Origin of the sequence: Streptomyces lancefieldiae, assembly GCF_031845825.1 — a bacterium.
Classification (GTDB): Bacteria; Actinomycetota; Actinomycetes; order Streptomycetales; family Streptomycetaceae; genus Streptomyces; species Streptomyces lancefieldiae.
This window is the reverse complement of record NZ_JAVRFH010000268.1, coordinates 1-647: the sequence shown is the minus strand read 5'-3', so window position 1 is coordinate 647 and position 647 is coordinate 1. Positions and strand designations below refer to the sequence as shown.

The window sequence follows — 647 nt, the reverse complement described above, 5'->3', positions numbered from 1 at the left end:
GAGAAGCAGGACGGCACCGGGAACATCTCCTACGACCCGGCCAACCACGACTTCATGGTCCGCACCCGCCAGGCCAAGATCGACGGCATCGACGTCCCCGACCTCGAGGTCGACGACCCGACCGGGGACGCGACGCTGCTCGTCATCGGGTGGGGGTCGACGTACGGACCCATCACCGCCGCCGTGCGGGACGTCCGACGCGAGGGCATCGAGGTGGCCCAGGCCCATATCCGTCACCTCAACCCCTTTCCGGCGAACCTCGAAACGGTCCTGCGCCGCTATGAACACGTCCTCGTCCCCGAGATGAACCTGGGCCAGCTCGCCACCCTGCTGCGGGCCAAGTACCTGGTCGACGCGTGCAGCTACGACCAGGTGAGTGGAATGCCCTTCAAGGCGGGACAGCTCGCTCACGTGATCCGGGAGGTCCTCAATGTCGCCTGACGCCTTGAGACTCGTGCCCAGGGCCGAGTCCAAACAGTCCGTGAAGGACTTCAAGTCCGACCAGGAGGTGCGCTGGTGTCCGGGCTGCGGTGACTACGCGATCCTGGCCGCGGTACAGGGCTTCATGCCCCAGCTCGGCCTGGCGAAGGAGAACATCGTCTTCGTCTCCGGCATCGGCTGCTCCTCCCGCTTCCCGTACTACATGA

At 65.8% G+C, this 647-nt stretch carries 2 pseudogenes; both read left to right on the top strand.

Going from position 1 to position 647, the window contains the following annotated elements:
- Window positions 1–441 (top strand): annotated as a pseudogene (locus RM812_RS42065) (2-oxoacid:acceptor oxidoreductase subunit alpha); the annotation flags it as partial.
- Window positions 431–647, top strand: a pseudogene (locus RM812_RS42060) (2-oxoacid:ferredoxin oxidoreductase subunit beta); the annotation flags it as partial. The pseudogenes RM812_RS42065 and RM812_RS42060, both read left to right, overlap by 11 nt.